This window comes from Deinococcus sp., from assembly GCF_025362455.1.
Classification (GTDB): domain Bacteria; phylum Deinococcota; class Deinococci; order Deinococcales; family Deinococcaceae; genus Deinococcus.
In genome coordinates, this window is the sequence record NZ_JANYGJ010000088.1 from 1 (window position 1) to 6989 (window position 6989).

The following is a 6989-nucleotide window of genomic DNA, read 5'->3' on the forward strand; positions in this document are numbered from 1 at the left end:
TCGGCTTCCAGTCGCTCGAACTGCTCCGCTTGCCGACGGATGATCGCCAGCAGGTCATCGCGGGTCAGGTCGCCGGTCATGCCTGAGTCTACTCGCCCACGGCTCGAACCGCGACCACCCCTGCATCGCTAATCAGATACCCATAGGCGACGGTGCGCCGAGTGCAACTTTCAAATGCAGCCTGCCGTATCGACTGGCATGACGACCACACCGCCGCTGCGCCTGAATCGGTGGACAACCTGGCGTCTGAGCGCCCCGGCCTGGCAGCAGACGCTATTCGAGTCGGTCATGCTGGTCGTCTTCGTCTCGGTGCTCGGCTGGGTGCTGGTGGCCGCGCATCTGGACGTGCTGTTGTCAGTCCACCGGCTGCACAAGGCCAGAAGCTTCAGTAGCGAACTAATCTACGGCGTTCTCATCGCCCCACTGCTGGAAGAAGCGCTGTTCCGGGGGTTTCCGATAGCCCTGATGCGCTGGGCCAGGGCTCAGCATTACACCTGGGTTATCGGGACGCTCAGCTCGGTGGGCTTCGCGCTGATGCACACGTCGGGGAGTGGCTTTCATTTCCCGCTGATCCAGTTTCTGTTCGGCCTGACGGCCTGGCGCATGGCGACGCGTCGAGGGTTGCGGCATTCCATTTTTCTGCACTTTTTCAACAACCTGTCCTTCATGCTGCTGATACCCGTCGCGCTGGTCGTTGTTCATAGCTGGCTCAGCGGCTTTTGACCTCTGCGCCGCCTGTCACGTGCTCGCCAAAAAACGCCATGACCCGGTTCCAGGCGTCCACGCTCGCCACCGCGTCGAAACTGGCTCCGGCGTTGGCAAACGAGTGCCGGGCGCCGCCGTACACCTTGATGTCGTGCGGCACCTCGCCCCGCTCCAGCTCGGCCTCCAGGGCGCGGGCCTGCCTGGCGGTGGGGTCGCGTTCCGGGTAGCTGCCGACCACCGGACAGGCCCGGCGCACGGCCTCCAGCGGGCGCGGGTTGAAGCCGTAGTAGGGCGCCACCGCCCTCACACGCTCGTCGGTGCAGGCCAGCGCTACCGCCAGGCTGCCGCCCATGCAAAAGCCGATGGCGCCCAGCCGCTCGCTGTCCACGCCGCTCAGCCCGGCCAGCACGCCCAGCGCCGCTCTGGTGTCGCGCACGCCCTGATGCTCCAGGCTACTTAAGAAGATGCCCGAAAACATCCGCGCCATGCAGACCGCCCGGTTCTGGTGGGCGAAGAGGTCGACGGCCAGCGCCACATAGCCCGCCGCCGCGAAGCGCCGCGCGACGCCTCTGATGTCGTCGTTCAGGCCGAAGATCTCGTGGATGACCAGCACGCCGGGCGAGCGAGCGGGTGCCTGCTCAGATGACTGGGCCGGGCGCACCAGATAGCCGCTGAGGGCGCGCTTCCCGGACAGAAACGAGATGACCTCGCCCGGCAAGGTGGGGCCTGAGAGGTCGGTGGGGGAGAGGCCGAGTCCGTTTGGGGTCATGGCTGAGCATACGTTGCGCCCGCCCCGGATCGTCTACGCTCGCCAGCATGGCTCAAGCTGACCTGAGCCTGCTCGACTGGCGCCGCCGAATGAACGCCCTCTACGCCGAGGTCCGCCGACTGCACACCCGCGACCCGCAGGCCGCCCACGCGCACTGGCAGTCCGTCCGCAGCGAGTTGTTCGCCCGCCATCCCCAGTCGCCGCTGCTGCCGGAAGCCCGCAGGGGGTTTGAAGCCCTGCCCACCTGTCCCTACGACCCGGTGTAGGCCTTCACCGCGAGCATTCAGACCGAGTTGGAACCGGAAATCTTCACCGCCCAGACCTCGGCGGGCCACGACATGCCGCTGGTGCGAGTGGGCCGGGTAGCGCCGCGCAACGCCTGGCACGACCTCGGCAACCTGGATGTTTACTGGCCTGGAGGTCTACTGGATAGGGGTGTACGGCGGCGGCCTGTTCGTGCCGTTTCGGGACGCGGGCAACGGCAGCCTGAGTTACGGCGGCGGGCGCTACCTGCTCGATACCGTCAAAGGGGCCGACCTGGGCAGCGCGGACCTGGGCAGCACGCTCAGCGACGAGCTGATTCTGGACTTCAACTTCGCCTATCACCCGTCGTGCTTCTACGATCCCCGTCGTGTTTCTACGATCCGCAGTGGAGCTGCCCGCCTTCACCCCCACACAATAAACTCGGTACAATTATGAGGGTTAGAGAGCGTCCAGAGTCATCTGTCCCACACTTGATATTGTGATTTTTGCCCTGCTGGACGCGCTTTACTAAAAGACTCATGAAGCTGTGGCGCCATCTACCGTTCACCATGCTTCATTTAACGCTCACGCTGCCGGGTACACTCACCCTAGATGAACCGCCAGCCGACAGATATCGTTTCGTTGCGGATGTTTCACTGCCGGGCCGAGTGCGCCGTGGAGGGCGAGCAGTATCACCTGGCGGTGATGCACTACCGGACCTGCCTGGAGGCCGCCGAGCGGCGTGAGGACGCCCAGGCGATGCGCTTTTTCGCCCTCAAACTCTCGGAGTGCTACGCCCAGATGGACCTGCGCGACAAGTCCCAGCAGTTCAGGTCGCTGGCCGACGACAGCGGCAGCGAGGCGCCAGGCAGCTTTATCGGGTAGGGATGTATTGGCCAGGCGAGACTGAGCGGGGTCTGTAAACGACTGGGGAGCAACCGAAACGCCAACGAAGCGGCGGGCGGGTAAAACTGGAGGCCCGCCCGCCGAGCCGGATCAGCTCCTCACTGGTAGTCGTATCTGCCGCAGCTCACCACCGTGGCCTTCAGGCTGACGGCGCCCTTTTTGAACACCACGCTGCCGCTGTCGGCGGATTTACATTCACCCTGCCTGGCGTGCAGGGCGCCGCCTAAGCCGATGGTGCTCTTGGTGCTTTTCAGGTCGTTGCGGCTCACCAGCGTGCCCTTCATGCTCAGTACGCCGCCCAGTTGGTCGGCGTCGGGCAACAGGCCCAGGGCGGTATCGAGCGCCCGGCGCAGCGTCACGTCGGTCCCGATGCCGAAGACCTTGCCCGAACCCGTCGAGTCGGAGCTGAAGGTCAACGCCCCGTTGTACCCGTTCTTGCCCGCCACCGGGTCGAGGAAAGCGCTGGCGTCGTTCTTCGAGCTGAAGGTGGCGCTGGCGCCCTGGTAACTGGTCCGGGCGCTGCCGCTGAGGGCCGCGCTGCTGCTCAGGCCGCTGCCCGCGTCGCCGTCGTCCTTGTCGGCCACGGTCATGCTGCCGCTCAGGCTCAGGGCGGTGGGGTTGTTGTCGTCGTTGTCGTCGTAGGCGCAGCTCAGCGACGCCGTGGCCTTCAGCGGAATGCGGTCCTTGTCGGCGTCGGTGCTCTCGCTCAGGGCCGAGGTGGTGCAGCTCAGCGGCTGGGGCGCACTGGCCTGGGCACTCAGATTGCCGAGCCTGGCCGTGCCCACCGGCAGCAGCGGCTGGGAAAAGTCGCGGGCGGCGAGCTGCACGGTGGCCGCCGAGAGCAGCGGCATCAGCAGTTGGGCGGCCAGGCGCAACTCGGCCTTGTTGATAGCACTGTCGATGGCGTTGGGCAGGGTGCTGCTGGTGCAGGCCGTGACGCTCAGCAGCAGGCCGAGGCCCAGGCCAGCGGCGCGGAACTGGATGGTCTTCATGTTTGTATGGTGAAGCCTGAAAGGTGACGGAAAGTGAGTGGGGTCAGGATGCGGGGTGGGTTGCGTTGCCGTACCGCGCTTCGAGGTCGCCTCATGAGTTTGCTCACCCGGTCATACTGAGTCCATGCTCGCTGCCCTCACCCCGCCTTTCTTCGCCGCCCTCAAAGGCTCGCGGCGCATTTTGATCGCTGGAATGGGCGGCGGTTTCGACGTGTTCTGCGGCCTACCGCTGTATTTCGCGCTGCGGGCTGAAGGCTACGAGGTCACGCTCGCCAACCTGTCCTTCGTCTCGTTCTCGGCGCTGGCCCCGCGCCCGCTTTCGCCGTCGCTGATCGAGGTGACGCCGGATTTATACGTCCAACCGGGTGAGTATTTTCCGGAGTTCTACCTGTCGCGCTGGCTTTCGGAAAGGGGCGAGCCCACAAGCGTCTATGCCTTCACCAAAACCGGCGTGCAACCGCTGCTGGACGCTTACCGTGCCCTGGTGGCCTACCTGAACCTCGACACCATCATTCTGATCGACGGCGGCACCGACGCCCTGATGCGCGGCGACGAGAGCGACCTCGGCACGCCTCACGAGGACGCGGTGAGCCTATGTGCCGTAAATGAGATGAGCGGTGTCAAGCGCTTCATGGTCAGCCTGGGCTTCGGCATCGACAGTTTCCACGGCGTCAGCCACTGGAACGTGCTGGAGGCCACCGCCGAACTTGCCCGCGCCGGGGCCTACCTTGGTTCGTTCAGCCTGAGTCCGGAGATGGAGCCGGTGGGGCTCTACCGCGAAGCCTGCCGGGTCGTCTTCGAGCAGATGCCGCGCTACGAAAGTATTGTCAACAGCAGCATCTTGAGCGCTATCGACGGCCAGTACGGCGATTACCACGCCAGTTCGCGTACCCACGGCTCGGAGTTGTGGATCAATCCGCTGATGGCCCAGTACTGGTGCTACGAACTGGAGGCGGTGGCCCGGCGTCTCCAGTACCGCGAGGCGTTGATGCCCACCCACACGATGTCGGAGGTAGACCGGGTGATTGGCGCCCACCGCGAATCGGTCAGCATCCGGCCCCGTTTCGATTTGCCGATCTGAACAACCGCTACTCCGCTCTCCGGCACGCCTGGTCCACCCGTTTCGGCAGCGTGGGCAACTCGCGGCGGTAGAACTCACCCGGAACATGCGGGGCCGTACCGTCTGGGCGGTAATCCACGTCGGTGCAGGCGAGCATTACCCCGGCAGCGTGTAACTAAGGGTGTAGGCGTGTCCGGCGCCTGCGTCGATGGTCATCTCGCCCGCCAGACCCGCCGGTTCCCCCGTTCCCGAATCCGGCACGACCCGCACGCTCAGCGACGCCGCGCCCCGGTCCATACTGCCGCTGTGCTGGAGCGCGAAACTGCCTGCTCGCCCGTGCAGCGTGCCGCTGAAGCGCTCCAGGGCGACGTAGCCTGCCGAGCCCTGCACCTCGGTCATCAGCGAGAGCATCTGCCCGGCGCTGTGGCCGTCCAGATCGCCGGAAAACTGCTTGGCGATCAGCAGGCGGCCCATGCTGGCCTCCTCCGGGGCGGCGGGTTGTGGGCTGAGCTGGACCTCGAAGGTGCCGCTGGCGTGGGTGGTCATACCTCTCAGCTTAGAGCAGTACTCCGAATTACGCCACGGGGAAAACAGCCTCCCCGCGCCTCCATTCTGCGCCTTGCTCAGTCAAAACTACTCGCTCCGCTCGGTCATAAAAAGACCCTTTTTATGACATCTACTCTAACGGTTGTCTGCCTGCTGGCCCTGTTCCTGCTAGCCTCTAACCCATGACCCTCAACCAGACGGCGCAGCTCAAGTGGTGGCAGTCCGGCATCATCTACCAGATCTACCCCCGGTCGTTTCAGGACAGTGACCATGACGGTGTGGGCGACCTGAGGGGCGTCACCCGTCGCCTGGATTACCTGGCCTCGCTGGGCGTCACCGCCCTCTGGCTCAGCCCGATTTTTACCAGCCCGATGAAGGATTTCGGCTACGACGTGGCCGACTACAAGAACGTGGACCCGCTGTTCGGCAACCTGGACGACTTCGGCGAGCTGGTGCGCGGCGCCCACGCGCGCGGCCTGAAGGTGATGCTCGACTTCGTGCCCAACCACTCCAGCGACGAGCACGAGTGGTTCAAGGAGGCCCGCAGCAGCCGGGACAACCCCAAGCGCGACTGGTACATGTGGCGCAATCCCGGTCCGGACGGCGGCATGCCCAACAACTGGAAGTCGTTCTTCGGCGGCGACGCCTGGACCTTCGACGAGCGGACCGGCCAGTACTACCTGCACCAGTTCGTGAGCGGGCAGCCGGAACTCAACTGGGCCAACCCCGAAGTTCGCCGCGAAATGGCCGAGACCCTGCGCTTCTGGATGCGTCTGGGCGTGGACGGCTTCCGGGTGGACGTGCTGTGGCTGCTGGCCAAGGACGCCGACTACCGCGACGAGCCGCTCAACCCCGACTGGCGCCCCGGCCAGAACGAGCACGGCAGCCTGCTGCACATCTACACCCAGGATCTGCCGCTGACGCATCAGTATGTGCGCGAGCTGAGAGGCGCCCTCGACGAGTTTGACGACCGGATGATGGTCGGCGAGATCTACCTGCCCATCGACAAGCTGCTGCCCTACGCGGGCACCCCGGACGCCCCGGAGGCGCATCTGCCCTTCAATTTCTGGCTGATTCTGACGCCCTGGAACGCCGCCGACATCCGCAAGCTGGTCGACGACTACGACGCGGCGGTGGTGGCGAGCGGAAGCTGGCCCAACTGGGTGCTCGGCAACCACGACCAGCACCGCTTCGCGACCCGTGTAGGCAAAGCCCAGTACCGCCTTGCCCAGACGCTGCTGCTGACCCTGCGCGGCACGCCGACGGTCTACTACGGCGATGAGATCGGCATGGAAGACGGGTACATTCCGCCGGAGCGCGTCGTGGACCCGGCGGCGCTGAATCAGCCGGACGTGGCGGCGGCGGGCCGCGACCCCGAACGCACCCCGATGCAGTGGGACAGCTCCGCCCACGCGGGCTTCACCAGCCCAGGTGCCGAGCCCTGGCTGCCGGTGGCGGGCAATTTCGCAGCGGTGAACGTGGCCGCCCAGGAAAACGACCCAGGGAGCGACCTCAATTACTTCCGGGCGCTGACCAAACTCCGCGCCGGTTCGGACGCCCTGACGGCAGGTCGCTACCGCAGCCTCGACCTGGGGCCGCAGACGCTGGGGCCGCAGACGCTGATGCAGCAGGGCGTAGTAAACCTGACCGGCGGCAGCTTCGAGAACACCCGGCCCGGCAGCGGCGTGTTTGGCTTCGTGCGTGAGGCGGGTCACGAGCGGGTGCTGGTGCTCCTCAACTTCGGCGGCGAGGCCGTGCCGATCCGCTT

10 protein-coding genes are annotated in these 6989 nt (G+C 65.6%); 6 read left to right on the forward strand and 4 right to left on the reverse strand.

Annotated features, from left to right (window positions below; translation table 11 throughout):
• Nucleotides 1–198 precede the first annotated feature (198 nt).
• Nucleotides 199–723: a CPBP family intramembrane glutamic endopeptidase gene (locus Q0R23_RS06170; protein ID WP_293911504.1), complete on the forward strand. Its 525-nt coding sequence runs from the start codon at nt 199–201 to the stop codon at nt 721–723.
• Here the strand turns inward: Q0R23_RS06170 and Q0R23_RS06175 are convergent.
• Nucleotides 710–1474 (reverse strand): dienelactone hydrolase family protein, encoded by a 765-nt coding sequence (locus Q0R23_RS06175; protein ID WP_293911506.1) that lies wholly within the window; start codon nt 1472–1474, stop codon nt 710–712. The two genes, Q0R23_RS06170 and Q0R23_RS06175, sit on opposite strands and share 14 nt — an antisense overlap.
• Before the next feature lie 47 nt (nt 1475–1521).
• Here Q0R23_RS06175 and Q0R23_RS06180 point away from each other — a divergent pair, with 47 nt between their 5' ends.
• The 3 genes from Q0R23_RS06180 (at nt 1522) to Q0R23_RS06190 (ending at nt 2602) form a co-directional block, all read left to right on the forward strand.
• The gene (locus Q0R23_RS06180; protein WP_293911507.1) at nt 1522–1740 is read left to right on the forward strand and encodes a hypothetical protein; all 219 of its coding nucleotides are present in this window, start codon (nt 1522–1524) and stop codon (nt 1738–1740) included.
• A 136-nt stretch (nt 1741–1876) separates the two neighbouring features.
• Nucleotides 1877–2173 (forward strand): DUF1684 domain-containing protein, encoded by a 297-nt coding sequence (locus Q0R23_RS06185; RefSeq protein WP_293911508.1) that lies wholly within the window; start codon nt 1877–1879, stop codon nt 2171–2173.
• A 156-nt stretch (nt 2174–2329) separates the two neighbouring features.
• Nucleotides 2330–2602, forward strand: a complete 273-nt coding sequence (locus Q0R23_RS06190) for a hypothetical protein (RefSeq protein WP_293911510.1) — start codon at nt 2330–2332, stop codon at nt 2600–2602.
• A gap of 119 nt (nt 2603–2721) precedes the next feature.
• On the opposite strand, the gene Q0R23_RS06195 is transcribed toward Q0R23_RS06190, so the two are convergent.
• A complete protein-coding gene (locus tag Q0R23_RS06195) occupies nt 2722–3615 on the reverse strand; it encodes a hypothetical protein (RefSeq protein ID WP_293911511.1) in 894 nt (297 codons plus the stop codon).
• Between the two features lie 124 nt (nt 3616–3739).
• On the opposite strand from Q0R23_RS06195, the gene Q0R23_RS06200 reads away from it, so the two are divergent.
• The gene (locus Q0R23_RS06200; protein WP_293911513.1) at nt 3740–4696 is read left to right on the forward strand and encodes a DUF1152 domain-containing protein; all 957 of its coding nucleotides are present in this window, start codon (nt 3740–3742) and stop codon (nt 4694–4696) included.
• Nucleotides 4697–4703: 7 nt separating this feature from the next.
• Here Q0R23_RS06200 and Q0R23_RS06205 read toward each other — a convergent pair whose 3' ends face one another.
• Both Q0R23_RS06205 and Q0R23_RS06210 read right to left on the reverse strand, forming a co-directional pair.
• The gene (locus Q0R23_RS06205) at nt 4704–4832 is read right to left on the reverse strand and encodes a hypothetical protein (protein ID WP_293911514.1); all 129 of its coding nucleotides are present in this window, start codon (nt 4830–4832) and stop codon (nt 4704–4706) included.
• Complete coding sequence (locus Q0R23_RS06210) at nt 4832–5221, reverse strand: DUF3224 domain-containing protein (RefSeq protein WP_293911515.1); 390 nt, start codon at nt 5219–5221, stop codon at nt 4832–4834. Before Q0R23_RS06210 ends, Q0R23_RS06205 begins: the two co-directional genes overlap by 1 nt.
• A gap of 182 nt (nt 5222–5403) precedes the next feature.
• Here Q0R23_RS06210 and Q0R23_RS06215 point away from each other — a divergent pair.
• The coding region (locus tag Q0R23_RS06215) for an alpha-amylase family glycosyl hydrolase (protein WP_293911517.1) at nt 5404–6989 on the forward strand (1586 nt) is incomplete at its 3' end.

Bases quoted from the DNA above. Each gene is read 5' to 3' on its own strand.
- Q0R23_RS06170 (WP_293911504.1), top strand. From the start codon at position 199: ATGACGACCACACCGCCGCTGCGCCTGAATCGGTGGACAACCTGGCGT.
- Q0R23_RS06175 (WP_293911506.1), bottom strand. From the start codon at position 1,474: ATGACCCCAAACGGACTCGGCCTCTCCCCCACCGACCTCTCAGGCCCC.
- Q0R23_RS06180 (WP_293911507.1), top strand. From the start codon at position 1,522: ATGGCTCAAGCTGACCTGAGCCTGCTCGACTGGCGCCGCCGAATGAAC.
- Q0R23_RS06185 (WP_293911508.1), top strand. From the start codon at position 1,877: ATGTTTACTGGCCTGGAGGTCTACTGGATAGGGGTGTACGGCGGCGGC.
- Q0R23_RS06190 (WP_293911510.1), top strand. From the start codon at position 2,330: ATGAACCGCCAGCCGACAGATATCGTTTCGTTGCGGATGTTTCACTGC.
- Q0R23_RS06195 (WP_293911511.1), bottom strand. From the start codon at position 3,615: ATGAAGACCATCCAGTTCCGCGCCGCTGGCCTGGGCCTCGGCCTGCTG.
- Q0R23_RS06200 (WP_293911513.1), top strand. From the start codon at position 3,740: ATGCTCGCTGCCCTCACCCCGCCTTTCTTCGCCGCCCTCAAAGGCTCG.
- Q0R23_RS06205 (WP_293911514.1), bottom strand. From the start codon at position 4,832: ATGCTCGCCTGCACCGACGTGGATTACCGCCCAGACGGTACGGCCCCG.
- Q0R23_RS06210 (WP_293911515.1), bottom strand. From the start codon at position 5,221: ATGACCACCCACGCCAGCGGCACCTTCGAGGTCCAGCTCAGCCCACAA.